The following is a 26,754-nucleotide window of genomic DNA, read 5'->3' as shown; positions in this document are numbered from 1 at the left end:
GTGGAAGGTGTTTTTTTTGTGGCATCACGTTATAATTAAAAGATATTTTACAAAAAGAGGAGGACGAAACATGGCGACTTTTCAAGAGTTGACGTCCATTGAAGCCGTGAGGGATTTTTATCTCGGGCAGCGGGCGAGTTTTATTTATGTTTCGAGTCCGGGCTGCGGTGTCTGCGCTTCGTTGTTTCCGCAGATTGAACCGATATTAGCGAGTCATCCCGAATTTCGGTCGGGACATGTCGATTTAGGAAGCGTCCCGGAAATTGCCGGAGAATTTTCCGTGTTTACTGCTCCGGCTTTGCTGTTTTTTGCGAACGGGAAAGAAATTCACCGGGAAGTACGAATCGTTCCCATTGAACCGTTTACTAAAAAAGTCGAACAGCTCAGCCGATTGGTGGCATCACTCGATTAACAATATCACATCGTCAGGAGGAAACAGACATGCGTTATCCTTATTTAGGTTGGACCGGACAAACAATCGGTGTGACGGCTCCGTCTTCCGGATTATCGGAAGAACTGCATCCGATGATTGAAGAGGCGACGAATCGATTACGGGATCGGCAAATGACTGTTCAAGTCGGACAAACCGTTTGGACACAACAGCAGGCGGCAAGTGCGCCGGTTCAAACGCGGGCGGACGAGCTGAATGCAATGCTGCAAAATCCGGAAATTGATGCAATCATTCCACCATTTGGAGGGGAACGGGCGATTGATGTGTTACCATTCCTGGATTTTGAACGAATTCCGGCAAAGTGGTTGCTCGGGTATTCGGATATCAGTACATTACTGTTTGCGATTACGCTCAAGACCGGCATTGCGACGGCGCACGGACCAAACTTCGTCGACATGCGCAGTGAAGAATGGGATGAAACGACGACAGCTTGGCGACGAGTTCTCGCGACGCCTGCCGGAGCAACCGTGACGCAGTGGACATCTGATTTGTATCAGACGAATTGGAATCATGCGGAACGGCCCGAACGTTATATGTACCACCTCGACGCGGCAACAGAGTGGAAAACAATCGATCCGGCCCAAAAACAGGTATCCGGCCGGTTGCTTGGCGGATGTCTTGAAACGATTCGTCATCTCATCGGAACACCGTACGGAGATGTGGTCACGTTTCAGACGGATCAGCTGAATGAAGAACCGATTCTTTGGTACTTTGAAGTATCGGAAGCGAGTGCCACCGACGTTCACCGTTCGCTGATGCAGATGTATCTCGCGGGGTGGTTCGAGCGGGCATCGGGCATCGTGTTCGGACGAACAGCCGGCGGGCGGACAGTTGAGGAGTATACCATCCTCGACGTGTATGAGACATTTAATGAACTGCTGGACATTCCGGTGTTTTACGATCTCGATATCGGTCACCAACCGCCGCAAATGACACTCGTCAACGGAGCATCAGCAACTATCATGATTCAAGGAAAAGATTCTAGATTAGACATGACATTTCAGTAATCTAGAAGAGGAGGACAGATATGGCGAGTCGGAAGTTTCAATCGTTAGCAGCGTACAAGCGGGTGCACATCAATCCGGAAACACGGCGGATGACCCTGCCTGAACCGTTTTATGATGCGTTACAGGTAAAAGATGAACTGATGTTAGCACAGGTCGGTCAAGTGCTGATTATTCGGAACCCACAGGAAATCGTCACGACGGAAACGGATTTGCTGTCGGACATCGTCGAAGAAGAGTTCACGGGACAAGAATTGGTTCAGGAATTTGCTTACCGAAAGGCACAACACGAACATCGTCTGCGGCAACAAATTTTACAAGAAGAGGATGCCGAGTCCTCAGCACAACTACAAATTGATCTTTAAGAGCAGATGAGGAGTGGGAGCAATGCGAACACGAACGAAAATCGGTTTAGGTGTAATCGGTTCCGGGATGCTTGCAGCGAGTTATTACTTTTATGAAATGGCGATCGCAACCAATCCGAAACCCTTTTTATCCAATAACCGTGATTTGAGTGACGAAATGGTCCGTCTGATGCAACCGGGGCAGACGTGGATTAAAGAACAGCCGCTGGAATTGATTGAAGTCAAGGCGCATGACGGATTAATGTTACGCGGGCATTACTTGCCGCCGCTTGTACCATCGGATCGGATTGTGATTTTAGTGCATGGATACGGCGGTGTCGGAACGGATTTGGCCGGATTTGCGTATCTGTATCACCAAGCCGGTTTCCACGTCATGATGCCGGATAACCGTGGACACGGAAAAAGTGACGGGAACTATATTGGTTTCGGATGGCATGACCGGGAAGATTGTCTCCGGTGGACCGAATATCTGGTAGCTCGTCTTGGCCGAGAAAGTGCAATCTTTTTGCACGGTGTTTCGATGGGAGGAGCAACCGTTCTGATGACCAGTGGGGAACTGTTGCCGCCGCAAATCAAAGGCATCATTTCCGATTGTGCGTATACGTCGGTCAACGCCGTTCTCGCCTATCAAATGAAGCGGATGTATCGTCTGCCGCATTTCCCGTTCCTGACGATGACAAGTATCTTGACGAAATTAAAAGCGGGCTATTTTTTCAGTGAAGCCTCGGCCATTAAGCAAGTCCAGCGGGCGACGGTTCCGATTCTGTTTATTCACGGCGAAGCCGATACATTTGTTCCGACTTCAATGGTCTATGAATTGTATCAAGCCTGTCCGACGGAAAAAGAATTGGTGGTCATTCCGAATGCAGCCCACGCGATGGCTTATTTCGAGGATCCGGACACATACGATACGGTCGTGGAACGATTCGTCCGGCGGATTTTAGACGAACCGACAGAAAAAGTATAAAAAAATGCATGAAACCGTTGACACGAAAAAAACTATTTAGTATTCTAATAACATAAATAGAAGTCGTCGTGGCGGAACTGGTAGACGCGCTAGACTCAGAATCTAGTGGTGGCAACACCGTGGAGGTTCAAGTCCTCTCGGCGGCATTTTAAAGTGAAAATAGGAGTACTCTTCGTCAGAAGGGTGCTCCTATTTTTTTATTTTGAAAAATTTTGATTCATGCTCTTAACAAGTTTGTTCGTAAAATTTGAATTTTTCTGATAAAATATGTGCTAAGGAAAAGTTTTTGAGGAAAATACATGAAAGAAGGCATTTGTCTTCAAGAGAGGAGTAACAACATGAAAAAGCATTTATCGGTATTATTTTTATTGCTCAGCTGTCTCGTGGTATTAAGCGCATGTAGTATCGGTTCACAGGACGAGGTCTCAAAAGACAAGACGTACAAGGTTGGCATCGATGTTACGTATCCGCCGTTCGAATATAAAGACGGGGACACATACAAGGGAATCGATATCGACCTCATCAAAGCGATTGCCAAAGATCAAGGATTTAAAATCAAGTTTGAAGCGATGGATTTCAGCGGAATCATTCCCGCTCTTCAAGCGAACCAACTGGATGTAGCGATTGCCGGAATGAGTATCACACCGGAACGGAAAAAGGTTGTTACGTTCTCAGCCCCGTACTTTAAAGCCGGGCTGATCCTGGTCGTCAAAGAAGATGAAAACAAAATCAAATCAGTCGATGATTTGAAAGGCAAGAAAGTTGCGGTTAAAAAGGGAACAACAGGTGCAAAATATGCAACTGACAATGCAGACAAACTCGGAATCACCGTCACTCAATTCAATGACAGCCCGGCCATGTTCCAGGAAGTCAAAAACGGAAATGCTGCCGCATTGATTGAAGATTATCCGGTCATCTCCTATGCAAACAAACAGCAAAACCTTGGTCTGAAACTTGTCGGAGACCGTTTGAATGGTGATAATTACGGAATTGCCGTCCTCAAAGGTGAAAACGAAGAGTTGATGAAAAAAATCAACAAAGGACTCGCAAACCTGAAAGAAAACGGGGAGTACGACAAAATCGTCGATACGTATTTAAAATAAGCCATTTGAACGAATGACAAGGGAGTTGAGTCACTGATGGAAGTCGCAAAAACGGCGTTTCCGTTTTTTCTAGAAGGGTTACAGATCACCCTCTATATCTTTATCATCGCGGTCATCGTCGGATTTTTAATCGGCTTGATCGTCGCCTTGATGCGTTTATCACCACTTAAGATTTTAAACGGGATTGCCATCGTCTACATCGATGTCATCCGGGGAACGCCCTTTATCGTCCAATTGTTCTTCATTTATTTTGGACTCAATTCACTTGAGTGGCTGTCGATGGACCGGATGTATGCCGGGATTCTCACTGTCGCCATCAATGCCGGAGCCTATTTCGCCGAGATCATCCGGGCCGGGATTCAATCGATTGATAAAGGGCAGACAGAAGCGGCACGTTCTCTCGGTATGACGGGGCGTCAAACGATGACACAAATCGTTTTACCGCAAGCCTTCCGCCGTATGCTGCCGACGATTACGAACCAATCGATCATCAGTTTAAAAGATACGTCGTTGCTATCGATCATCGGTATCGCGGATTTGACGCAACAGGGACAAGTGCAACAAGCAACGACATTTGAACCGTTCATCGTCTGGACGGTCGTCGGTCTGATGTACTTCGTCGTCATCTATCTCCTTTCACTATTAGGGAAATTCTTGGAGCGGAGGTTTACACTGCGATGAGTATCATTGAAGTCAAACAATTAAAAAAATCATTTGGTTCGAACGAAGTCTTAAAGGATATTTCGGTCGAGATTGAAGAAAAAGAAGTCGTGTGTGTCATTGGACCTTCGGGATCGGGGAAAAGTACGTTTCTCCGTTGCTTGAACCGGCTCGAAGATATCACGGGCGGTACAGTAATCGTCGATACCCATGACATCACAGATCCGAAAGTCGATATCAATAAAGTCCGTGAAGAAGTCGGAATGGTGTTTCAACATTTCAACTTGTTTCCCCACAAGACTGTGCTTGAGAACGTCACACTTGCACCGATGAAAGTCCGGAAAACGGACAAAACGCAAGCGAAACAGCGGGCGCTCGAATTGTTGGATAAAGTCGGATTGCGGGAGAAAGCCGATAACTATCCGGGGGAACTGTCCGGCGGTCAAAAACAACGGGTTGCCATTGCCCGTGCCCTGGCCATGAATCCGAAAATCATGTTGTTCGACGAGCCGACATCCGCGCTCGACCCGGAAATGGTCGGCGATGTCCTTGCTGTCATGAAACAGTTGGCACTTGAAGGGATGACGATGATTGTCGTCACGCACGAGATGGGATTTGCGCGTGAAGTCGGGGATCGGGTTCTTTTTATGGATGGTGGTTTCATCGTCGAAGAAAACATTCCGAGTTTATTGTTTGATTCTCCACAACACGAACGGACACAATCGTTTTTAAGTAAAGTGTTATAACACAAGACATTGAGCAGGAATGGCCTTCAGGGAGGTCGTTTCTGCTCTTTTTTTGACGAATACAGCTGTTTTCCCCTAGAGAGGTTTCATTCATAAACAACACAGGGTACAGTCATAAGAAAAACTTATACATTTATGACTGAGAAATTGGGAATTCGAAACGCACTGACCTAAAAGAAGTAGTAATATAATAACTAAGGCAAACACTTTTGACATACAGGCCATCGTTAAGGGTTATGTTCGGCCTCGTTGCAAGGAACATGACGATTATCGAATTTTTATGTCATATGATTTGAAAGCGCTAACAGGTAGAGAGCTGGAAATGTACTGATTTTCAGTACATTGAGTGGAATGAATGAAACGGGGGGAACCGTACATGGCAAGCCGGGAACAGGAACAGCAAACATTTTATGGACCAAACCTTGGATACATCATTGAATTGTATGAACGCTTTTTAGAAGATGCTTCTTCTGTTGATGAAGAAACACGGGCCTATTTCGAACAAAATGGTGCTCCGGTCGCAGAATCAGTAACTCAGCAACCGATCGAAACGGGAGATTTCGAAAAGTACTTGGCAGCGAGTCGCTTAGCGGATCAAATTCGAGCGAAAGGTCACCTTGCGGCTGACATCTATCCGCTGAAAGATCATCCGCGGGAAACGGAATTGCTGGAGCTTCGTCAGTTCGGATTGACGGAAGCCGATTTACGCGGCATGCCGGTCACGCTTGTTTGTCCGGAACCGCCGGGACATCTGAAGGATGCCTATGAAGGGATCGAACATTTAAAAGCACAGTATACAGGTGCCGCAGCCGTTGAATTCCAACACGTCGATGATTTGGAAGAAAAGAAATGGTTACGCCAAAAAATTGAACAAGGTGCATTGACGGCACGTTTATCAGTCGAACAGAAAAAGCAGTTATTCAAACGGCTCGCCGAGACGGAGTTATTCGAAAAATATCTTCATAAAACGTACGTCGGACAGAAGCGGTTCTCGATTGAAGGTCTTGACGCGATGGTTCCATTGCTCGACACGATCGTTGGACATCTGATTGCCAATGGGTCGGAAACAATCAATATCGGAATGGCGCACCGGGGACGATTAAACGTCTTGGCACATGTATTAGGCAAACCGTATGAAATGATTTTCGCGGAATTCCAGCATGCACCGAACCATGATCTTGTCCCTTCCGAAGGATCAATCGGCATCACGTACGGTTGGACGGGTGATGTGAAGTATCATTTAGGGTTAAACCGAAAAATGGAACAACAGTCAAGTAACGTCCGGATGACGCTTGCCAACAATCCGTCTCACCTCGAGTTCGTCGATCCTGTTGTCGAAGGATTCACACGGGCAGCGCAAGATGACCGTTCACAAAAAGGGGCACCACGTCAGGAACAAGGGAAGGCTGCCGCTATCCTCATTCATGGAGATGCTGCTTTCCCCGGACAAGGAATTGTTGCTGAAACGTTGAACCTGACGAATTTGAAAGGTTATAACACAGGCGGAACGATTCATATCATTGCCAATAACACAATCGGCTTTACGACGGAACCGACGGATTCCCGTTCGACCCGTTATTCAAGTGACTTGGCAAAAGGGTATGAAATTCCGATTTTCCACGTCAATGCAGATGAGCCGGAAAGTTGTTTGGCAGTCGCCTTGCTTGCCAGCGAATACCGCGCGACATTCAACAAAGACGTCTTGATTGATTTGATCGGATACCGTCGTTTCGGACATAACGAGATGGACGAGCCGATGAATACGAATCCTGTCCTTTACGATTTGATCCATAAACATGACTCAGCCCGTGTCTTATATGCGAAGCAACTGGTGGAACAAAATGATGTCACGAAAGAAGATGTCACGACGATTGAAACGGACATCAATGACATGATGAAAGCGGCTCGCGAGAAAGTTCCGAATGTCGAAAAAGAATACGGCGGCATCATGCCGGATGTTGTCTTCAAAGGTGTCCCGCACATCGAGACCGGTGTCGCAGTTGAAAAATTGACGGCTTACAATGAGCAGTTGCTCGAATGGCCAAGCGGATTCAATGTCTTCCACAAACTTGAAAAAGTGTTGAAACGCCGGACCGACGCGTTGACGACTAAAAACGGCATCGACTGGGGACATGCGGAAACGTTGGCATTCGCCTCGATTCTTTCCGACGGTACACCGATTCGACTCAGTGGTCAGGATTCAGAACGGGGAACATTTGCCCAGCGGAACATCAATTTAAATGACGTGAAGACAGGCAAAGCGTTTTCACCGATGCACAGCTTGAAGTCAGCAACAGCATCATTTGCTGTCTACAACAGTCCGTTGTCGGAAGCAGGCGTTCTCGGATTCGAATACGGCTATAATGTTTTCGCACCGGAAACACTGGTGCTGTGGGAAGCCCAATACGGCGACTTTGCCAACTCGGGTCAAGTCATCTTTGACCAGTTCATTTCGGCAAGCCGTGCTAAATGGGGGCAGACGTCCGGACTTGTCATGCTGTTACCTCACGGATATGAAGGACAAGGACCGGAGCACTCGAGTGCCCGCCTGGAACGTTTTCTGACCCTGTCAGGCGAAAAGAACTGGACGGTCGCCAATGTATCGAGTGCGGCCCAGTATTTCCATCTGCTACGCCGTCAAGCTGCGATTCTTGGAAAAGAAGAAGTACGTCCGCTTGTCGTCATGACACCAAAAAGTTTACTCCGCCATCCACTGGCGACGTCCGATTTGTCGGAACTGACAGACGGTTCATTTAAACGGATTGTCGAACAGGACGGTCTCGGGCAATCACCGGAACAAGTGGAACGAATCGTCTTCTGTAGCGGAAAAGTGGCCATTGATTTGGCGGAAGCCGTTTCGAAATCAGATGATGATTTCAACTGGTTGCACATTGTCCGGATTGAAGAAATTTATCCATTCCCGGCCAAACAGTTAAATGCTTTGCTTGAACGTTATCCGAATGTCAGTGAGTTTGTCTGGGTTCAGGAAGAACCGAAAAACATGGGGGCTTGGACATACATCGAGCCGCGTCTTGAATCGGTTGCCGTTAATGGCATTACAACGGTCCGTTATATCGGCCGTCGTCGACGTTCGAGTACGGCGGAAGGTGATCCGACAGGACATAAAGTCGAACAGGCGCGGATTCTGACAGATGCCTTAACACGGACGACAGTCGATCAACCGAGCACATCAGCTACTTCCGAAACAAATGTCTAAGCTAAAATCAAGTGGGGTCAAACACGAAAAGTCTTAGGGGGACGAATTAACATGGAAATCAAAGTGCCAGAACTTGCAGAATCGATTACAGAAGGTACGGTCGCATCGTGGTTAAAACAACCCGGCGATCAGGTAGAAAAAGGGGAAGCCATCGTCGAGCTGGAGACAGATAAAGTTAACATCGAAGTCCCATCTGATGAAGCGGGCATCCTGTCCGAAGTAATGGCAGCCGAAGGGGATACAGTCCGTGTCGGAGAGACGATTGCCATCATCACGGCAGGCGGAGAAGCGGCACAACAGGCAGCAACAACGCCGGCACCGGAGCAAAAAGAAGCACCGGTTGCACAGGAAGCGAAAAAAGAACAGCCGGCACCTGTTGCTGCGACAGAAGCGACGTCGGTTGCCGATCGTCCGATCGCATCACCGGCTGCTCGGAAAATGGCACGTGAAAAAGGAATCGATTTAGCACAAGTCGCGACACAAGATCCACTCGGACGGATTCGTGTACAGGATGTCGCGACGTTTGAAGTCGCGCCACGTGAACAAGCAAAAGCACCGCAAGCGCCGGCACCACAAGCAACACCGTCTGCAGCTCCGGGTAAACCGGAAGAACGGATTAAAATGTCACGTCGCCGTAAAACGATTGCCAACCGTTTAGTAGAGGTTCAACAAACGGCAGCGATGTTGACGACGTTCAACGAAATCGATATGTCGGCTGTCATGTCATTACGGAAGCGCCGCCAGGAAAAGTTCGTCAAGGACAATGAAGTTAAGCTCGGCTTCATGTCATTCTTCACGAAAGCAGCTGTTGCCGCATTGAAAAAAATGCCGTATTTGAACGCAGAAATTCAAGGGGACGAAATCGTTCTCAAGAAATTCTACGATATCGGAATCGCAGTTTCTGCTCCAGACGGCTTGGTTGTACCAGTCGTTCGTGACGCCGACAAAAAGAACTTCGGTGAAATTGAAAAAGATATCATCAATCTGGCTGTCAAAGCCCGGGACAACAAACTCGGCTTATCTGATTTGACAGGTGGGACATTTACGATCACAAACGGCGGAACGTTTGGATCATTGATGTCGACACCAATCCTGAACGGACCGCAAGTCGCGATTCTCGGGATGCATGCGATTAACCTGCGTCCGGTCGCCATCGACGCCGAGCGGATGGAAAATCGTCCAATGATGTACGTTGCACTTTCCTATGACCACCGAATCGTTGACGGGAAAGAAGCCGTCACGTTCCTGAAGCACATCAAAGACTTGCTTGAAGATCCGGAGTCATTGATTTTTGAAGCTTGATTCAATCATTTTTACTCCCTGTTTCCGTCGCGGAAGCAGGGAGTTTTTATGCATCTGTTCAAGTGGATGTGACAACTTTGTCACGGAATCTATACGGAAGATTACATGGAGTTCATAAATCCTTCATCAACAGCCTATAAGATACATCTGTACGTTACTTCGAAGGGGGAACTAGAAATGTTGAAACAAATCGGTGTCACGGTAGTCGCAGGAATGATCGTCGCAAGCGGTACAACGAGTATTGAAGCAGCGGGGAAAGCGAAAGGGTTGCTTGATCCAAATCGAGTTGTCAACATCGCTCACCGCGGAGCATCCGGTTATGCACCGGAACATACGATGCTTGCCTACGATATGAGCCATAAAAAGTTTAAAGCGGATTATATTGAAATTGATTTACAAATGACGAAGGACGGTCAACTGATTGCGATGCACGACGAGACGGTTGACCGGACGACGAATGGTACCGGAGCCGTCAAGGATAAAACGCTTGCGCAAATCAAGCGTCTCGATGCGGGCAGCTGGTTTAACGAAACCTATCCGGCATATGCCAACGCGAAGTATAAAGGACTGAAAGTACCGACATTAAATGAAATTTTCGACCGGTACGGCAAACAGGCAAACTACTATATCGAAACGAAATCTCCGGAAGTTTACCCGGGGATGGAGAAAAAACTGTTGGATACGTTACGACGTCACGGATTATCGAGCAATCGGATTAAACCGGGACAAGTCATGATTCAATCGTTCAGCCGGGACAGTTTACTGAAGGTCAAGCAGTTAGATCCGAAACTTCCGCTCGTTCAACTTCTTGAGGCACCGCAAATGACGGATGTTACGAACCAGGAATTAAAGACGATTAAATCGTATGCTGTCGGTGTCGGACCATCATTTAAATCGTTGACACGACAAAATACGAAACAAATCCGGAATGCTGGATTGTTGCTTCATCCGTATACAGTCAATGAAAAAGTAGATATGCAACGGATGCTCGATTACGGTGTGACCGGCGTCTTTACGAACTTCGCCGACCGGTTCAATGAAGTTCTGAAACATACAAAAAAGAAATGATTCCTTAAAAAGTCAGTTTCCGGATCCGGAAACTGACTTTTTTGTTCGGATGGCATCCAAATCTCTTTCCGTTACGTATACTGTTAAAAGCACATCCTTTATTTTCGATTAGGATCGAACATGATACGATGAAACAGCAGTGTGAAGTGGGATTTAAATGGGTTCCATGAACAGAAAGAGAGGAAAAACATGCGAATCACTCAATATACAGACTATGGACTTCGCGTCCTGATTTATTTAGGTCTTCACCGAGATGAAGTAACACCGATGCCGGCGATTGCCAATCACTACGGTATTTCTTCCAATCACTTGATGAAAGTGACACAACAATTGACGAAACTCGGATACGTGGAGTCGACACGCGGGCGGACCGGGGGACTTCGGCTGATCCGTGATCCGGAAGAAATCAATATCGGAAAAGTCGTTCGCGAGATGGAGCCGATGGATATCGTCGAATGTTTTGCGGCAGATGGTCATTGTGTCATTGAACCCCAGTGTCAGCTCAAAGGGATTCTTGCCCGTGCCTTGCGTGCTTTCATTCGGGAACTGGAACAACATACATTAGCCGAATTACTCAAAAATCCATATGAACTGAATTTGTTATTCGCAAAAACGGATGCGAACCCTTCACGTTAAGTGAACGGTCGCATCCGTTTTTTTGTGCTCGTAGAGAAAAAGAACTGGGCTCATTTTAATTTAGGAGCAGGTCGTTTTTTAGGGGTGACATGCTCCGGATTTTTGGCAAGGTCATCCTGAACCGAACCTTTCCAAAGCGGAACATCACTGTAATAGGCGGCACGGGCAATTAAATGTCCGCCAATCGGTGCTGTGATTAAGACAAACAGGATGCCGAGTACGACTCGGGACGAGAAAAATCCGTCTTCAGCGACGAAATAGATGATGACGCTGATAAGAATACTCATGACGCCGAGTGTTGCACTCTTGGAGGCGGCATGCGCACGTGTATAGAGGTCAGGTAACCGGATAAGACCAAGTGCCGTCACGAGGCTAAAAAATGCTCCGATCAATGCAAAGGCAGCTACAAAAAAATCACTGATTGCGGTCACGTTCGATGATCTCTCCTTTCTCGATGAATTTCGAGAAGGCGACCGTCCCGATAAAGGCTAAAATCCCGATCAACAAAATGACTTCGAGGTAGTTACTCGTCCGAAGAATAATTGAGACGAGACCGACGACGGAAATCAGGCTGATTCCGATCGAGTCAAGGGCGATGACCCGGTCGGCTACGGACGGTCCTTTAATGACCCGGTAAAATAAACCGAGCATGGATAGGAAGACGCCTCCTAAGGCAATGAATAAAATCGTCTCTAACATCAGCGGCTCACCTCCAGGATGGCTTTCTCAAAACTGTTTCGGATCGAGGCCACTGCATCATCCGCTTCCGGCATGTGCAGAGCATGGATGTACAATGTCTTGTTATCGTCCGAGATATCGACGACCAACGTTCCGGGGGTCAACGTAATCAACAGTGACAGCAATGTAATCTGCCAATTGTGTTCGAGTTCTGTCTCATAGGCGAAAATCCCCGGTTTAATGTCGAGGCGTGGCTTTAAAATGATGGACAACACTTCCAAATTCGCGACGACCAGTTCATACAAAAACCGAATGAACAATCGGATCAAGGCGATGAACGGTCCAATATAAAACCGGGTGCTGAACCCTCGCCGCATCGCGAACATCGCAATCAAACCGAGTAAGTAGCCGATGATGAACGATGAGGCGGAGAAGGAGTTAGCAAGAAACATCCAGAGGAATGCAAGCAAGATATTGAGTAATAACTGAAACGGCATAGGTTAATCCTCCCTCAGTACAGCTTGGATATAGAGTGTCGGATCAACTAGCGGATCGACAGCTTGCGAGATGAGCGGACGGACGGCTTCCGTTCCGATTCCATATAAAACGGTCATTGCGACTAAAGCGAGTGCAGGAGCCAGCAACTGTTTGGTCAGATGGCGTTTTGGACCGCTGTAAGTTTTCGGTGTCCCCCAGAAGCCGCGGATGAAAATCTGCATCACGGAATAAAGCACAAGCAGACTCGAAATCAAGACGACGAACGGACCAACGAGATCGCCGGCTTCAAAACCACCGCGGACGATCAACAGTTTCCCGATGAATCCGCTGAGCGGTGGAATGCCGGCAAGTGATAATGCCGCAATGAAATACGTCCAGCCAAGCAACGGATAGTCCTTGATCATACCACCCATATCTTTTAAGCGGCTGGATCCGGCAATACCAATCATCACACCGATCAACAGGAATAACGCAGCTTTGATCAGCATGTCGTGAATCAGGTAGAAGACGGCACCTTCAAGCGACTGCCGGGTCATGACAGAGACGCCGTACAAGATGACACCCACCGCAACGATGATGTTGTAAATCAGAATCTGTTTCACATCACGTGTGGCAAGTGCCCCGATGACACCGATGACGATCGTTGCGAGCGCCAGCCAACCGAGCAGTTGATGCGTGAACTGTTGCTGGTGCGAGAAGAACAGACTGTATGTCCGTAAGATACCGTAGACACCAACTTTTGTCAGCAAGGCACCAAACAGGGCAAGAACAGGTGTCGGCGGCACTTGATACGAACCGGGAAGCCAAAAGTACAACGGGAAGATGGCGCCCTTTAAGCCAAAGACAATTAAAAACAGAACCGCGATGACGCTTAGGATACCGGGTTGATTGATTTCAGTGATCTTTTGTGAAATATCAGCCATGCTGAGTGAACCGATGACCCCGTATAAAAAGGCGACGGTCATGACGAACAAGGCGGACGAAATGACGTTAATCAACAAATACTTCAACGACTCCCGAAGTTGAGCCGGCTTGCCGCCGAGAACAATCAGGACGTAAGACGAGATCAGAAATACTTCGAAAAAGACGAACATGTTGAAAATATCACCTGTCGTGAAGGCACCGTTGACACCGAGCAATAAAAATTGGACGGCGATGTAATAATAAAACCGTTGGTGCAAGTCGGACAAATAATACATTGAATACCAGATGACAAAAAAGACGAGCAGACTGGTCGTTAAGACAAGCAGGGCGGACAACATGTCCGACACGAGCGTAATACCAAACGGAGCCGGCCAGCTGCCGAGTGTCACGGTCAGAATGCCGTCTTTTCGGACACTGTACACGAGATAGATTGTTGCAACGATCGTCAAGAAAGTCGAAACAAGCGACACCGATCGTTGCAGGCGGAGTCGGTTTGGAAACAGCATCAAGATGACTCCGGTAATCAGCGGAATTAACAGCGGTAGTAATGGTAAATTAATCATGCGTATCGGTTCCTTTCATTTCCTCCAGATTATCTGTTCCCAGTTCCTGATAAGCCCGATAAGCAAGTACAAGGAAAAATGCAGTCACACCAAAGCTGATGACGATCGCTGTCAAGACTAAGGCTTGTGGCAGCGGATCCGTATACTGGGTGATGCCGTCCTTGATGACAGGAGCGGCACCGGTCTTCAGACCACCCATCGTCATGACGAGCAGATGAGCAGCATGACTGAGTAAACCGGTTCCGATGATGATTCGTAAGACACTTTTTGAAAGAATGAGATAGACGGCACACATTGTCAAGATGCCTGCTGCAATCGCCATGATGATTTCCATGCGTTAATCACTCTCCCCAATCGTTTGAATAATTGTCATTGTCACACCAACGACCACAAGATAAACACCTAAATCGAATAACATCGCTGTATGCAAAGATGTTTTTCCAAACAGCGGTAAATTGAAGTAACCGTGGGCATGTGTGAAAAACGGTTTGTTGAACAGCAGGGCACCAGACGCTGTCAGCACGGAAATCAACATGCCGACTGCCGTCATCTGTTTGTAATCAATCGGAAGAATCTGCCGAAGTGTCTTGATGTCAAAAGCCAATAGGACGAGAACCAGTGCCGAGGCGGTCACAAGACCGCCGATAAATCCGCCGCCCGGTGTGTAGTGACCGGCGAAAAACAGGTAGACGGCAAACAAAAAGATGATAAAAGTGATGAATGTCGTCGAAGATTCCAATATGACGTCATTCGTATGCTTTTTGATCGGGTTTTTCATTTGTCGATTCCTCCTGTCTTGCGGAAATTGATCATCGCGTAAATCCCGAGTCCGGCAATCGCGAGCACACTGATTTCAAACAACGTATCAAAACCACGGAAGTCGACGAGAATGACGTTGACCATGTTCCCGCCGGCAGCAAGGTCCGCTACGTTGTCGATATAATACTGGGCAATCGAAGCAAATGACCGTTGGCTGAGCGAAGCGAGTGCAACGAGTGTGACACTTAAGCCGACAAGTGCGGAAATTGCTGCGTTTCCGAGTTTAAATTTAATCCGTTCCTCTTTCCGGCTGATTTCCGGCATGTGATAAAACACAAGCAGGAATAAAGCGACGGAGACGGTTTCGATGACGAGTTGGGTCAAAGCCAAGTCAGGTGCCCGGAATAAGACGAAGAACAGAGCGACCGTATAACCAACGACACCAAGTAAGATGATCGATGTCAAACGCGACCGGGCAAAGGTAATTGATAAGGCACTGCCGACAAGGACCAGGACCAAGACGACTTCATAGGCATGAACCGTACTGAGTGGGTTCACATCAAACCGGAAGGCATCGAGGAAATAAAGGCTCGATAATACCAGGACGACGATGAAACCAAAGATATACACGAGGTAGGAACGCATATAGCCGGTCATGACCGTGTCATGGATAGCGGTCGAGGTCCGCTCACCGCGACGCAACAGGGCATCATATTGATGATTGAGCGAGACCTGCTTCGGCATCCGGTGATACAGGGAGCGCCATTTTGGCAAGGTCAGGAATAAAACGGTTCCGGCTGAGATGATCAGGACGGTTAAGAACAGTTCCAGATTAAATCCATGCCAGAGCTTGATCTCGACCGGAATCGTACCGCCGTTTGCGATGACTTTCGGTAAAATCGCTTCCGCCGCCGGACGAATCAAGGTGTTTGACAACAGGTTCGGGAACAAGCCGATCAAGATGACCAATGAAACAAGAACGAGCGGCGGAATCAGCATGCCAATCGGTGCTTCATGCGGTTTTTTCGGCAACTTGTCGAGTTGCTTCGGACCAAGGAATGTCCGGTAGACGATTAAAATGCTGTAGACGAACGTAAAGATACTACCGACGACGGCGAAGAACGGGAACAACAGACCAAATGTATCGAGATGGAATAAGCCGGACTCTGATACTTGAAGAACACCGGTCAAAAACATTTCCTTACTTAAGAAACCGTTGAACGGCGGTACACCCGCCATCGACAACGTGCCGATCGTCGCAATTGTGAACGTCACCGGCATCAGTTGCGATAAACCGCTGAGTTTCCGGATATCCCGTGTGCCGGTCTCATGATCGACGATTCCTGCCATCATGAACAGACTTCCTTTGAACGTGGCATGGTTAATCAAATGGAAGACGGCAGCGACGGTTGCGACTGTATAGAGGCTGTCCGGTATGATGTCGACCTGCAATGCAGCTGCTCCGAGTCCGAGCAATGACATGATCAGACCGAGTTGTGAAATGGTTGAATAGGCTAAAATCGCTTTTAAATCAACCTGTTTGACGGCGTTCAATGATCCCCAGAAGAGTGTGAACATTCCGACAGACGACACTAGATAAAACCAGAGCGGTGTTTCCGCAAAGATCGGACTCATCCGGGCTACGAGGTAGAGACCGGCCTTGACCATCGTAGCCGAGTGGAGATAGGCGCTGACCGGAGTCGGTGCCTCCATTGCGTCCGGTAACCAGATGTGAAACGGGAACTGGGCGGATTTCGTAAAAGCCGCCAGTAAAAACAGGACAAGCGATACGGTGAAGAGCGGATCACCGGAATAGGTGCCGACCGTCGCAAGCGATTCACGGATGCTGAATGAGCCGGACAAGAGCGACAGCAGGGAAATCCCGCCGAGCATCGACAGACCACCAAAAACAGTGATGAGCATTGATTTTTGGGCACCATAACGGGAGCGTTCCCGTTCGTACCAATAGCCGATCAACAGGAAAGACGAAATCGATGTCAATTCCCAGAACAGATACATGACGATCATATTGTCGGACAAGACGATTCCGAGCATCGCCGTCATGAACAGGAGCAGATACACATAAAAATTATGAAGTGCTTCTTTTTTGGCATCGAGATAATAAATCGAATACAGCACGACGAGCGAACCGATTCCGGTAATCAATAACGCAAATAGTAAACCAAGCCCGTCGACGTAAGCCACGAAATTGATATCGAGCGAAGGAATCCATTTCATCGTCGCAACGACTGTTTTTCCGGCCATCGTCTGGCTGAGAAATTGACTGAAGTAAGCGACGAGCGTCAGCGGAACAAGCAGGACGAACCAGCCTGTGTGCACCGATCGAATTTTTTTATACAACAATGGAATGAAGAGACTGACGAGTAACGGCAACAAGATTGCCAAATGAAGCAATGACACATGATTCCCTCCTTTTCATATCGTTCATTTCATCGAAAAAATGAAAGAAGGACACAGTACGCAAGCGAGCAGTCGTGCTTGTGACGAGTCCTTTTTTATCCAATCATTCGATTCTTATGAAGCATCTGTTAAAAGTATAACGTAGATTTCGGCTCTCTGCATGACCCGAACCTTCTTGAGGTAGTGCAGAAAAGCGGTTTTTGAATAAATTATTAAATATGTAGGAACACGGCAGAAAAACTTGAAAAAAAGTTCGAAAAAATTTTTGAAGACGGCGGAAATTTGATTACAATAGTCTTTTTCAGGGAAAACCAATAAAGTCTAAAAATTCAGCGAACAGAGGTGTCGTCATGAAAAAGTCATTTAAACAAGGTTTAGTCATTGGGGGGCTCGCAGCCTTATCTGCGTTAGCTATCAAACGTTATAAGCAAGCAGGGAATTCGTCGCAAGGATTCAGTGATCCGACTGCACTCGACCGTCAGCAGAGTGTCGATGCAAAAAAAGATGAAACGGAAGTTGGATTAACACAACTCGATTCCATTCATCGCGCGGATTGGCAAGCCAATGGTTTCCCGCAAACACACGCTGAACTGGAACGTCTTGAAAAGGAAGAAAATCAGTAAAAAAACACGCTCTCCATTGGAGGGCGTGTTGTCATATAAGGAATTAAGCACTGGTTGAAACGAGCGCTTGAATCCGCTCGCTGTGTGCAGTATAAGAAGAGAGATGTTCGAATTGATGTAGAGTCAGTGTCGTCATCCGACTGTGACCGGTACTCGATTCAAGGAACAGGTACGCTTCGTTTTGATCCTGACCACCACCGTCGAAACGAATTTTTGCTGTGATCGTTCGTCCGTCATTTGCTTGCATATAGATATCGTAACCGCCGAAATCAACCCGGTTAAAGCGATTAGCTTCACTTACGATTCGTTTAAAAGTTTCAATCAATGAATAAGACATACCATTTCCTCCTTATGTGAAAAGCACGTGACCTAAAAATATATCACCTATCAGTATCGAATATGTCTTTTCCCATTATATTCAAAAATTAAACCTCCAAAAAGAATCTTTTTTTTGTGTTGATATGAAACGCGTTTCATACTTTATCATTAATCCTGACAGCGCGTGACTATCCGGATGATGGGCGTCAGCTGAGTTAGAACATTTGAAAGAATCTGGTTTTTTTTTGCACAGACGAACGGAAGCTAAACAAAAAGGAGTCGGACGTAGATCCGACTCCTTTTTGTGTATCAAAGCCGGTATGAGAACCGGCTGATGGATAAAACGACGATCAAAGTTCGACGTTGTGATAGACTTGTTGGACGTCTTCGAGGTCTTCGAGCGCATCAATCATTTTTTCAAACTGTTGCACGTCTTCGTCAGACAGCGTCACTTCGTTTTGCGCAAGCATGACGAGTTCAGCGACTGAGAAGTCAGTGATTCCTGCCTCTTTCAACGTCTCTTGAACGGCATGGAACTGTTCCGGCTCGGCATAGATGATGACCGATTCCTCTTCTTCCAAGATGTCACGGACATCGATGTCCGCTTCCATCATTAATTCCAAAATATCGTCTGCCGTTTTGCCTTCAAAAGCAAAGATCGCTGTTGCATCAAACATGTAAGCGACCGATCCGCTGACTCCCATATTCCCGCCGTTTTTACCAAATGCAGCCCGGACGTCAGACGCTGTCCGGTTAACATTGTTCGTCAATGTCTCGACGATGACCATCGAACCGCTTGGTCCAAACCCTTCATAACGTAAGACGTCAAAGTTTTCTTCCGCGCCGCCTTTTGCTTTTTCGATGGCACGATCGACGATGGCGCGAGGAACGCTATACGTCTTCGCACGCTCGAGAACGACTTTTAATGCCTGGTTGGATTCCGGATCCGGCTCACCTTGTTTAGCGGCCACATAAATCTCCCGGCCGAACTTCGCATAGACGCGACTAGTATTTTTGTCTTTCGACGCCTTTTTTTCTTTAATGTTATTCCATTTACGACCCATCAGAATCCACTCGCTTTCACATGACTTCGAATTAGTTAGGAACTGCTTGGTTCCTTCTGCTTCATCAGTATACCGCATAAGCTGTTGATTGCTAAACTGAAAAGATAGCAAATCCGCTGTTTTTTCGTGATTGACGTTTACATACAGTCTGAAATCGGGAAGTAAAAGAAGATGAAATGAAGAGGATGAAAGGGGAGGGACTTATGAATAAAGCAGCTGTGTTTCACCGGGCCCTGTCTCCGTATGTCTATACATACGATCAAGAAGCGGTTCATATCCGCTTGATGTCAGCCAAAGGGGACCTGGACCGTATTGAACTGATCCACGGGGATCCTTATGAATGGGATGCAGAAAAAGAGGAAGATCGGGACTGGAACTTTGATCCGGATAAAGAAAAATTTTGGAAAACGGAGACGACAGACATGACGTTTGCCGGATCGGATGCGACACATGATTTTTGGTTCGTTGCCATCCGGCCCCCAAAGAAGCGGGTCCGCTACGGCTTTAACGTTCATGCTAACGGTGAATCGGCCGTCTATACGGAACGCGGCTGGTACGATGAAGTACCGCTCGATCATCCGGGCTACTACTTTGCCGTCCCATATATGAATGCGGTCGATGTATTTGATGCGCCGTCATGGGTCAAAGACACCGTCTGGTATCAAATTTTTCCCGATCGGTTCGCGAACGGGGATTTGACGAATGATCGTCCGGGTACCATCGCCTGGGGTGCCGAAGCACCGGCGTTTGACAATCATTTCGGGGGCGATTTTCAAGGAGTGATTGATCATATCGATTACTTAAAAGAGCTGGGGATTACCGGAATTTATTTTTGTCCGGTCTTTGTCGCACCGTCGAATCATAAATACGATACGTTAGATTATTTACGACTCGATCCGGCCTTTGGAACAGAAGAGACGTTCCGGGAAATGATTCATTTGCTCCATCAAAATGGGATTCGGATTTTACTGGACGCCGTCTTTAATCACGTCAGCGTTGATCATCCGGCCTTCCAAGACGTCATTGCGCATGGCAATGAGTCGCAGTATGCGAATTGGTTTATGATGGACTCGTTCCCGGTCCAATCGACACCAGTGCCGAACTATGAAGTTTTTGCCTTTGAAGGGAATATGCCGAAACTTAATACGGCGCATCCTGATGTAAAAGAGTACTTGTTAAAAGTTGGGCGTTACTGGGTGGAAGAGTTCCACGTCGACGGATGGCGACTGGATGTCGCGAGTGAAGTGGATCATGCTTTTTGGCGTGAGTTCCGGCGTGAAGTCCGGGCAGCGAATCCGGAAGCCTATATTGTCGGCGAGTGTTGGACAGATTCACAACCGTGGTTGCTCGGCGATCAGTTTGATGCGGTCATGAACTACGGATTGACGGAAGCTTTCTTAACATTTTTTGCGACGAATGAAAGTACGGCGTCTGAATTCAGTCATGCAATCGTCAGGAATCTGAACAGCAATACGATGAATGTCAACGAAGTGATGTTCAATCTGGTGGATTCGCATGATACACCCCGTGCCTTGACGCGGGCGAATGGGGACCGTGATCGGATGAAACTGTTGATGCTGTCACTGCTGACATTCACGGGAAGTCCGGTCATCTATTACGGAGATGAAATCGGTATGACAGGCGGTCAGGATCCGGATAACCGGAAGTGTATGGTCTGGGATCAGGCGGAACAGGACAGGGATCTCTTGGCGTATATCACAAAGTTGGTTGATTTACGGAAATCGCACCCCGCTCTCGCCAACGCGAGCGGCTATCAATTCGAACAAATGGATGATGAGACGGCAAGTTTCCTCGTTCGTCGTCAGTCTGATGAAGCGACCTATTTGATTGGATTTAACAATGGTTCAGAAGAAATCCGCTTTGACTTGGACAAAGCAGCGGTTGATTTAATGGACGGACAACGGTATTTGGGAACCGTCACCGTACGTCCGTTGTCCGGAAAAATTCTCCGGGTGGAAACAACATAACCAAACTAAAACATCCGTTCAGGAAAAATTAATTTCTTGAACGGATGTTTTGTTGTCTAAAAACGATCAGAAAAACGGGTGAATCAGCAAACCGCTTCTTAGTTTGGGTTCAAACCAGGTCGATTTCGGCGGCATGACTTCACCGGAGTCAGCGACCGCCATCAATTCGGTTAAGCTCGTCGGATGAAGGTGGAATGCGACGGCCATCGTGCCTTGGTCAACCAGTTGCTCGAGTCCATCATATCCGCGAACACCGCCGACGAACTGAATCCGTGCATCTGTTCGAGGGTCTTCAATTCCGAGGAATGGCGTCAATAATTCGTCCTGTAAAATGGCGACATCGAGATCTTCCTTGACGGATCCACGATTTTTCTCGTAATCCAGTGTATACCATTTTTGTTTGACATACATTTCGAAACGGTGTTTTTTGGTTTCCGTCGCACGTCCTTCGGTCACGTTAAACCGGCTGCTGAGTCTTTCAAGCAAATCATCAACCGACTGACCGTATAAATCTTCGACGACACGATGGTAGCCTTGAATGTTTAATTGATCACTTGAAAAAGAGACGGCGAGAAACAGACCAGCATCTTCATGAGGATTCAGTCGGGCGACTTGTGAAGCGGCTTCAGCCCGATGATGACCGTCAGCAATATACAGGTGATCGTGACGGGCAAACTGGCTGCCGATCGTCATCATCGCATCACGGTCCGTAATTTTATAGATAGTATGCTCAATCCCGTCTTCAGCGGTAAATTGATAAAGCGGGGATTGACTCGTCTGTTCCGAGACGACGCGATTCAGTTCATCATCCGGATGATGGGCCAGTAAAATCGGACCGGTATGGGCAGCGAGCGACTGAACGTGACGGACGCGGTCCCGTTCTTTATCCGGTCGTGTGAATTCGTGTTTCCGAATGATACCTTGGTCATAGTCCGCGACAGAGACACAACCGACAAAGCCGGTCTGCGTATGCGTCCCGTCGGTCAGACGATAGAGATAATAACTTTCGACGTCATCGGTCAGGAGAATCCCGCGTTCAATCGCTTCTTTGAAATGAAGGACTGCTTGCTGATAAACACGCGAATCATGATCATCAATCAAGTCCGGTAATGTCACTTCGGCCTTATCGATTCGTAAAAAAGACAACGGACGGCGCCGGACTTCCAACCGTCCCTCCGCGCGATTGAAGACATCGTACGGGAGAGACGAGAACGCTTCTGCATATTTCGGATCAGGTCGCAAGGCATGGAAAGGTTCAAACGTAGGCATAGTCATCGCTCCTTAAAGTAATCTTGTTTTCAGTACACCGGGAATGGCGTTTAATTGTTCCAGTGAAATCGTTTCATCCAGATGGTTATCGATATCGATGATCGTGTAGGCGATACCATCCTTACTGCCGTTGATCATATTGGCAATATTGATTTGTTCGGTCGCGAGGACCGAGGCGATTTGACCGACCATGTTCGGAATATTTTGATGGGCGATTGTCAGGCGACGTTTACCGGCATACGGTAATTCGACCGATGGGAAGTTCACCGCGTTCCGGATGTTGCCGGTCTCAAGGAACAGCTTCAATTGATCGACAGCCATGATGGCACAATTTTCTTCTGCTTCCGCCGTTGACGCGCCGATATGCGGCAGTGGAATGACACGAGGAAGAGAAAGAATGAAAGCATTCGGAAAATCAGTGACATAGTTAGATAACCGCCCTGATTTCAACACCGTTGCCAAAGCCTGTTCGTCAATTAATTCACCACGTGAAAAATTGAGTAATGTTGCTCCTTGTTTGACTTTTCCGAGTAACCGTTCATCGAGCAGATGTTGGGTGGAATCAATCAACGGCAAGTGGAGTGTAATGTAATCACTTGTCGTGAGCAATTCTTCAAGATTGGTGACGCGGTGAACCTGATTCGAGACGCGCCATGCAGATTCGACGGACATATGCGGATCGTATCCGGAAACCGTCATCCCGAGTTCGTGCAGTGTATTCGCTAAGCTGGCCCCAATCGCACCGAGTCCGACGATACCGATCCGTTTTCCGAGTAACTCTGTGCCGGCAAATTGTTTTTTGTTCGCTTCAATCCGTTCCGGGATGTCCGGTCCACGCAGGTTGTTGGTCCATAAGATACTGGGGATTAATTTCCGGGCAGTCAGGAATAAGCTTGCGATGACCAGCTCTTTCACAGCGTTGGCATTTGCGCCGGGGGTTGAGAAAACCGGAATTCCCCGATTCGCCAATTGGTCGAGCGGGATGTTGTTGACGCCGACACCGGCGCGGGCGACCGCTTTTAAGGAAGGCGGGAACTTCATGCCGTGTAAATCTTTGCTGCGGACGAGAAAAGCGTCCGCGGCCTCGATGTCTTGTTTGACGACATAGTGGTCGGTGAAGCGTTTTAACCCTTTTTCAGACACGTCATTCCATAGTTGTACATGATGCATTTACCGTTCCCCCTGTTCGAATCGTTCTAATACGGCAATCAGGGCATCGACGCCCGCCGTTGGCATCGCGTTATAAAGACTGGCACGCATTCCTCCGACAGAACGATGTCCTTTTAAATTCACGAGCTGATGACGTTCTGCAAATTGCAGGAATTGTTCATCTAACTCTGTTTCACTGGTCGTAAAAGGAATATTCATTCGGCTTCGATCCTGTATAGCAACAGGATTTGAGAATAAGGTAGATTGGTCCAAATAAGCATACAGGGAAGCGGCCTGCTTGCGGTTACGCTCGACGATTGTGTCGAATCCCTGCTCTTTAATCCATTCGAGGACCAGTTTCGTCAAATAGATGCTGTATGTGGGTGGTGTATTGTATAAAGAATGATGAGTAGCATGCGTATCGTACCGTAAATAGGATCCTAAACGGTCCGGTGTTCGTTGTAACAGATCCTCCTTTATGATGACAAGCGTCATACCGGCCGATCCCAGATTTTTTTGAGCCCCGGCATATATCACGTCAAACTGACTGACATCAATCGGTTCCGACAAGATGGAGGAGGAGAAATCTGCCACTAACGGGACATCGACTGTTGGAACCGAAGTAAACGTGGTTCCTTCGAGTGTATTATTCCAGGTGATATGGAGGTAATCGGCGTCAGAACGGATTGTATCGGTCGGGATCGAACGATAGCGGTCCGCTTTTGAGGAAGCAACGATATTGGTCTGAATAAAAGCCTCGGCATCCTGCATCGCTTTTTGTGACCAACTTCCGGTATCGATAAAGTCGACACGCTGACGGACAGTCGCTAAATTAAGCGGTAACATAGAAAATTGAAGGGTTGCACCGCCTTGTAAAAACAAGACACGGTAATGATCCGGAATTTGGAGAAGCTCCCGAAGCAGAGACTCTGTCTCCTCGATGATATGTTCAAATAAGCCGGAACGATGACTCAATTCTAAAACAGACTGTCCAGATCCTTGATAATTCAGAAGCTCGGATTGAGCTTTAAGTAAGACCGGTACCGGTAGGACTGCCGGACCGGCTGAAAAGTTAAATACAGTCATCGCATTCCGCCTCCAATAATTTTCAGAAAATATTCACAACTAAAGTGTAACGGAATGAAAACAGTTTATCAAACTTCATTTCGAGTATGATGAAGTTTCTGAAAGAGGAGGGCGAATCAATCCGTGCATTAAAAAAGACCAACCCTCCTGAAGAGTGACTGGTCCGATCGGGAAATCCGTACAGCTTATTGTTCTTAAGAAGGATCAAGAGGTGTCAGTTGGTGAAAATGCCATTTCCATCCTTCGTTTGCCCAGTGATAAAGTGAAACACTTCGGAAACGGCCGATGTACATGCTACGACCGTATGAAAAATGATCTTCGACGATTTCCTGGACGAGAGCCGTCGTCTCGAAGACTTCAACCACCATCGATTCACTGATTTGATTACTCCATTGAATTTGGTCCGGATCGACATAATGATCGAGATACGTCTCAGCATCAAACTGCCGTCCCTGACCGTCAATGAATGAGAAATCACTTGAAAGCAGCTGATGCATCGCTTCTCGGTTTCCTTCCATCAAATAAGCATGTCGTTCGCTCAAGAGTGTTTGCAGTTGAAGGTGTTTAGCTGATGGTTCCATGAATATCATCCTTTCGGTCTTAGAATGAACAGTCAGTTCAAAGAAAAATCAAACAAAAAAGACCCTGCAACAGCAGAGTCTTGGAAAATTAAAGTTTAGTAACGTTAGTTGCTTGTGGTCCGCGTTGGCCTTCTTCAACTTCAAACGAAACTTCTTGACCTTCGTCAAGTGATTTGAAACCGTCTGTTTGAATAGCTGAGAAGTGAACGAAAACGTCGTCGCCGTTTTCACGTTCGATGAAGCCAAAACCTTTTTCTGCGTTAAACCATTTTACTGTACCTTGTTCCATGTGTGTTGCCTCCTGCGTATGACTGAGTCATACTGATTATTACTACCGTGATCAATTTCATCGAGTCAAAAGTGTAACCTTTGTATCTCCACCGAACAACAATAATTACTTAATAATATACCATGTCCGGTTTGAAAAAGATAGTGGAGATTGAAAAAAATTAAAAAAAGAGGAAACGCGGCTGCGCTTCCTCTCAGGAAAATTAAAGTTTAGTAACGTTAGTTGCTTGTGGTCCGCGTTGGCCTTCTTCAACTTCAAACGAAACTTCTTGACCTTCGTCAAGTGATTTGAAACCGTCTGTTTGAATAGCTGAGAAGTGAACGAAAACGTCGTCGCCGCTTTCACGTTCGATGAAGCCAAAACCTTTTTCTGCGTTAAACCATTTCACTTTACCTTGTTCCATGTGTGTTGCCTCCTGCGTATGACTGAGTCATACTGATTATTACTACCGTGATCAATTTCATCGAGTCAAAAGTGTAACCTTTGTATCTCCACCGAACAACAATAATTACTTAATAATATACCATGTCCGGTTTGAAAAAGATAGGGGAGATTGAAAAGAATTAAAAAAAGAGGAAACGCGGCTGCGCTTCCTCTCAGGAAAATTAAAGTTTAGTAACGTTAGTTGCTTGTGGTCCGCGTTGACCTTCTTCAACTTCAAACGAAACTTCTTGACCTTCGTCAAGTGATTTGAAACCGTCTGTTTGAATAGCTGAGAAGTGAACGAAAACGTCGTCGCCGTTTTCACGTTCGATGAAGCCAAAACCTTTTTCTGCGTTAAACCATTTTACTGTACCTTGTTCCATGTGTGTTGCCTCCTGCGTATGACTAAGTCACACTGATTATTACTACCGTGATCAATTTCATCGAGTCAAAAGTGTAACCTTCATATCTCCACCGAACAACAATAATTGTTCATAATATACCATGACGAGATATAAAAAGATAGGGATAGGCAAAAAAAGATTGAATTAACTCTACATACGCTTCATTAAGAGGTAGTAGATTCCTGAGTTATCCAACCG

At 47.0% G+C, this 26,754-nt stretch carries 29 protein-coding genes and 1 tRNA gene; 14 read left to right on the top strand and 16 right to left on the bottom strand.

Annotated features, from left to right (window positions below):
* Positions 1–70 precede the first annotated feature (70 nt).
* The 12 genes from EXIG_RS08810 (at position 71) to EXIG_RS08755 (ending at position 11,519) form a co-directional block, all read left to right on the top strand.
* Positions 71–412: a thioredoxin family protein gene (locus EXIG_RS08810; RefSeq protein ID WP_012370584.1), complete on the top strand. Its 342-nt coding sequence runs from the start codon at positions 71–73 to the stop codon at positions 410–412.
* 29 nt (positions 413–441) lie between these two features.
* Entirely contained in the window at positions 442–1,458 is a 1,017-nt protein-coding gene (locus tag EXIG_RS08805) for a S66 family peptidase (RefSeq protein ID WP_012370583.1), read from the top strand.
* A 20-nt stretch (positions 1,459–1,478) separates the two neighbouring features.
* Complete coding sequence (locus EXIG_RS08800) at positions 1,479–1,820, top strand: hypothetical protein (protein WP_012370582.1); 342 nt, start codon at positions 1,479–1,481, stop codon at positions 1,818–1,820.
* A 22-nt stretch (positions 1,821–1,842) separates the two neighbouring features.
* Positions 1,843–2,787 (top strand): alpha/beta hydrolase, encoded by a 945-nt coding sequence (locus EXIG_RS08795; RefSeq protein WP_012370581.1) that lies wholly within the window; start codon positions 1,843–1,845, stop codon positions 2,785–2,787.
* Between the two features lie 62 nt (positions 2,788–2,849).
* A tRNA-Leu gene (locus EXIG_RS08790) sits at positions 2,850–2,933 on the top strand.
* Positions 2,934–3,125: 192 nt separating this feature from the next.
* The gene (locus EXIG_RS08785; protein ID WP_012370580.1) at positions 3,126–3,890 is read left to right on the top strand and encodes a transporter substrate-binding domain-containing protein; all 765 of its coding nucleotides are present in this window, start codon (positions 3,126–3,128) and stop codon (positions 3,888–3,890) included.
* Positions 3,891–3,926: 36 nt separating this feature from the next.
* Positions 3,927–4,571: an amino acid ABC transporter permease gene (locus tag EXIG_RS08780; protein WP_012370579.1), complete on the top strand. Its 645-nt coding sequence runs from the start codon at positions 3,927–3,929 to the stop codon at positions 4,569–4,571.
* Positions 4,568–5,296 (top strand): amino acid ABC transporter ATP-binding protein, encoded by a 729-nt coding sequence (locus EXIG_RS08775; protein ID WP_012370578.1) that lies wholly within the window; start codon positions 4,568–4,570, stop codon positions 5,294–5,296. The genes EXIG_RS08780 and EXIG_RS08775 overlap by 4 nt, the downstream gene beginning before the upstream one ends.
* A gap of 355 nt (positions 5,297–5,651) precedes the next feature.
* Positions 5,652–8,513 (top strand): 2-oxoglutarate dehydrogenase E1 component, encoded by a 2,862-nt coding sequence (locus EXIG_RS08770; protein WP_012370577.1) that lies wholly within the window; start codon positions 5,652–5,654, stop codon positions 8,511–8,513.
* A gap of 51 nt (positions 8,514–8,564) precedes the next feature.
* Positions 8,565–9,815: a 2-oxoglutarate dehydrogenase complex dihydrolipoyllysine-residue succinyltransferase gene (gene odhB / locus EXIG_RS08765; protein WP_012370576.1), complete on the top strand. Its 1,251-nt coding sequence runs from the start codon at positions 8,565–8,567 to the stop codon at positions 9,813–9,815.
* Positions 9,816–9,992: 177 nt separating this feature from the next.
* The gene (locus tag EXIG_RS08760) at positions 9,993–10,883 is read left to right on the top strand and encodes a glycerophosphodiester phosphodiesterase (RefSeq protein ID WP_012370575.1); all 891 of its coding nucleotides are present in this window, start codon (positions 9,993–9,995) and stop codon (positions 10,881–10,883) included.
* A gap of 189 nt (positions 10,884–11,072) precedes the next feature.
* Entirely contained in the window at positions 11,073–11,519 is a 447-nt protein-coding gene (locus tag EXIG_RS08755; protein ID WP_012370574.1) for an Rrf2 family transcriptional regulator, read from the top strand.
* Positions 11,520–11,569: 50 nt separating this feature from the next.
* On the opposite strand, the gene mnhG is transcribed toward EXIG_RS08755, so the two are convergent.
* Genes mnhG through EXIG_RS08720 form a run of 7 tightly spaced genes read right to left on the bottom strand, consistent with a single transcriptional unit; the run spans position 11,570 to position 17,362 of the window.
* Entirely contained in the window at positions 11,570–11,950 is a 381-nt protein-coding gene (gene mnhG / locus EXIG_RS08750; protein ID WP_012370573.1) for a monovalent cation/H(+) antiporter subunit G, read from the bottom strand.
* Positions 11,934–12,218: a Na(+)/H(+) antiporter subunit F1 gene (locus EXIG_RS08745; protein WP_012370572.1), complete on the bottom strand. Its 285-nt coding sequence runs from the start codon at positions 12,216–12,218 to the stop codon at positions 11,934–11,936. The genes mnhG and EXIG_RS08745 overlap by 17 nt, the downstream gene beginning before the upstream one ends.
* A complete protein-coding gene (locus tag EXIG_RS08740) occupies positions 12,218–12,694 on the bottom strand; it encodes a Na+/H+ antiporter subunit E (protein WP_012370571.1) in 477 nt (158 codons plus the stop codon). The genes EXIG_RS08745 and EXIG_RS08740 overlap by 1 nt, the downstream gene beginning before the upstream one ends.
* Before the next feature lie 3 nt (positions 12,695–12,697).
* A complete protein-coding gene (locus tag EXIG_RS08735; protein WP_012370570.1) occupies positions 12,698–14,182 on the bottom strand; it encodes a Na+/H+ antiporter subunit D in 1,485 nt (494 codons plus the stop codon).
* The gene (locus tag EXIG_RS08730; protein WP_012370569.1) at positions 14,175–14,516 is read right to left on the bottom strand and encodes a Na(+)/H(+) antiporter subunit C; all 342 of its coding nucleotides are present in this window, start codon (positions 14,514–14,516) and stop codon (positions 14,175–14,177) included. Before EXIG_RS08730 ends, EXIG_RS08735 begins: the two co-directional genes overlap by 8 nt.
* Positions 14,517–14,519: 3 nt before the next feature.
* Entirely contained in the window at positions 14,520–14,960 is a 441-nt protein-coding gene (locus EXIG_RS08725; RefSeq protein ID WP_012370568.1) for a Na(+)/H(+) antiporter subunit B, read from the bottom strand.
* Positions 14,957–17,362 carry a Na+/H+ antiporter subunit A gene (locus EXIG_RS08720; protein WP_012370567.1) on the bottom strand — a complete coding sequence of 802 codons (2,406 nt, stop codon included), beginning with the start codon at positions 17,360–17,362 and terminating at the stop codon, positions 14,957–14,959. The genes EXIG_RS08725 and EXIG_RS08720 overlap by 4 nt, the downstream gene beginning before the upstream one ends.
* Positions 17,363–17,712: 350 nt before the next feature.
* Between EXIG_RS08720 and EXIG_RS08715 the strand changes: the two genes are divergently transcribed.
* The gene (locus EXIG_RS08715; protein WP_012370566.1) at positions 17,713–17,985 is read left to right on the top strand and encodes a hypothetical protein; all 273 of its coding nucleotides are present in this window, start codon (positions 17,713–17,715) and stop codon (positions 17,983–17,985) included.
* Positions 17,986–18,028: 43 nt separating this feature from the next.
* On the opposite strand, the gene EXIG_RS08710 is transcribed toward EXIG_RS08715, so the two are convergent.
* Both EXIG_RS08710 and EXIG_RS08705 read right to left on the bottom strand, forming a co-directional pair.
* A complete protein-coding gene (locus EXIG_RS08710; RefSeq protein WP_012370565.1) occupies positions 18,029–18,322 on the bottom strand; it encodes a hypothetical protein in 294 nt (97 codons plus the stop codon).
* A gap of 331 nt (positions 18,323–18,653) precedes the next feature.
* A complete protein-coding gene (locus EXIG_RS08705; protein WP_012370564.1) occupies positions 18,654–19,367 on the bottom strand; it encodes a YebC/PmpR family DNA-binding transcriptional regulator in 714 nt (237 codons plus the stop codon).
* 203 nt (positions 19,368–19,570) lie between these two features.
* On the opposite strand from EXIG_RS08705, the gene EXIG_RS08700 reads away from it, so the two are divergent.
* Positions 19,571–21,355 carry a glycoside hydrolase family 13 protein gene (locus EXIG_RS08700; RefSeq protein ID WP_012370563.1) on the top strand — a complete coding sequence of 595 codons (1,785 nt, stop codon included), beginning with the start codon at positions 19,571–19,573 and terminating at the stop codon, positions 21,353–21,355.
* A 66-nt stretch (positions 21,356–21,421) separates the two neighbouring features.
* On the opposite strand, the gene EXIG_RS08695 is transcribed toward EXIG_RS08700, so the two are convergent.
* From EXIG_RS08695 to EXIG_RS08665, 7 genes are all read right to left on the bottom strand, one after another.
* On the bottom strand, positions 21,422–22,624 hold the full coding sequence (locus tag EXIG_RS08695) for a DUF1015 domain-containing protein (RefSeq protein WP_012370562.1): 1,203 nt from the start codon (positions 22,622–22,624) through the stop codon (positions 21,422–21,424).
* A 12-nt stretch (positions 22,625–22,636) separates the two neighbouring features.
* The gene (locus EXIG_RS08690; protein WP_012370561.1) at positions 22,637–23,794 is read right to left on the bottom strand and encodes a phosphoglycerate dehydrogenase; all 1,158 of its coding nucleotides are present in this window, start codon (positions 23,792–23,794) and stop codon (positions 22,637–22,639) included.
* Complete coding sequence (gene serC, locus EXIG_RS08685; RefSeq protein WP_012370560.1) at positions 23,795–24,859, bottom strand: 3-phosphoserine/phosphohydroxythreonine transaminase; 1,065 nt, start codon at positions 24,857–24,859, stop codon at positions 23,795–23,797.
* Between the two features lie 194 nt (positions 24,860–25,053).
* The gene (locus tag EXIG_RS08680) at positions 25,054–25,440 is read right to left on the bottom strand and encodes a nuclear transport factor 2 family protein (protein WP_012370559.1); all 387 of its coding nucleotides are present in this window, start codon (positions 25,438–25,440) and stop codon (positions 25,054–25,056) included.
* 88 nt (positions 25,441–25,528) lie between these two features.
* A complete protein-coding gene (locus EXIG_RS08675) occupies positions 25,529–25,729 on the bottom strand; it encodes a cold-shock protein (protein WP_012370558.1) in 201 nt (66 codons plus the stop codon).
* Between the two features lie 202 nt (positions 25,730–25,931).
* On the bottom strand, positions 25,932–26,132 hold the full coding sequence (locus EXIG_RS08670) for a cold-shock protein (RefSeq protein WP_012370557.1): 201 nt from the start codon (positions 26,130–26,132) through the stop codon (positions 25,932–25,934).
* A gap of 202 nt (positions 26,133–26,334) precedes the next feature.
* Positions 26,335–26,535, bottom strand: coding sequence for a cold-shock protein (locus tag EXIG_RS08665; RefSeq protein ID WP_012370558.1), 201 nt, complete (start codon positions 26,533–26,535; stop codon positions 26,335–26,337).
* Positions 26,536–26,754: the final 219 nt, after the last annotated feature.

Origin of the sequence: Exiguobacterium artemiae 255-15, assembly GCF_000019905.1 — a bacterium.
Taxonomy (GTDB): Bacteria; Bacillota; Bacilli; order Exiguobacteriales; family Exiguobacteriaceae; genus Exiguobacterium_A; species Exiguobacterium_A artemiae.
The sequence above is the reverse complement of the archived record's forward strand: the minus strand, read 5'-3'. Positions and strand labels throughout refer to the sequence as shown.